Genomic DNA, 761 nt, shown 5'->3' with positions numbered 1-761 from the left:
GTTCTCCAGCGTAGGCCTGCGCACAGGAGGCGCAATATTGGAGCCGGGCGCGCGGGGCGTGATGACTCGGTGCCCTGACGGCTGTTGGGGTTGGAGCGCTTGATCGGGCTGTTATAGGGGTTGCTGCTGGCGCCGTTGTTGAGTGTGCTGTTTGGCAGTGTCTGCGCCTGAACAGCACCGATGCCACATGACGCAACCAGCACGCCCCCTACAAGATTGCGCAAAAAACTGTTCATCACTACCTCTTGGCAAAGGTGAAACTGCGGGGTAACCGTGAAGACTCAGGCCGGTGACGGCAGCCCAGGCCTCAGGTTCGGCCCGACAGTGTCGATGAGCAAGCATAGCGGTGTGAGAGTTTGTAACAAGGATGGTCAAAGCGCATACCTTCAGCCATGCGCGACGCCACGCATGCTTGGCCCTGGCGCAGGGCAAGGAAGCGCCACGCACAGATCACACATCTGTGGCTTGCGGGCGTATCTACGCCGACTTCAAAGGCATCCTGAACGTGCAGGCAGTGCCCTGCTCTTGCGTCGAGCACACTTCAAGCGTACCGCCATGCGCCAGGGCTATCTCGCTGGCGATATAGAGCCCCAGGCCTAGCCCGGCTTGCGGCTCGTCGGTGATTGGCCGTGAGTAAGGGAGGAACAACTGCGAACGAACGGACTCGGGTATCGGCTCGCCCTGATTGGTAACGCTGAGTAGAAACAGATCACCGCGCACGCCCGCTGTCACCTCGACCGGGCTTTGGGGATCGCCGTGAC

1 protein-coding gene and 1 pseudogene are annotated in these 761 nt (G+C 60.8%); both read right to left on the bottom strand.

From position 1 onward, the window contains the following. A pseudogene (locus ALO43_RS14555) lies at positions 1–236 on the bottom strand (hypothetical protein); the annotation flags it as partial. Positions 237–477: 241 nt separating this feature from the next. Continuing rightward, a partial coding sequence (locus tag ALO43_RS14550; protein ID WP_162235591.1) for a sensor histidine kinase occupies positions 478–761 on the bottom strand: 284 nt, incomplete at its 5' end.

The sequence above is a fragment of the Pseudomonas tremae genome, from assembly GCF_001401155.1.
GTDB lineage: Bacteria > Pseudomonadota > Gammaproteobacteria > Pseudomonadales > Pseudomonadaceae > Aquipseudomonas > Aquipseudomonas tremae.
The sequence above is the reverse complement of the archived record's forward strand: the minus strand, read 5'-3'. Positions and strand labels throughout refer to the sequence as shown.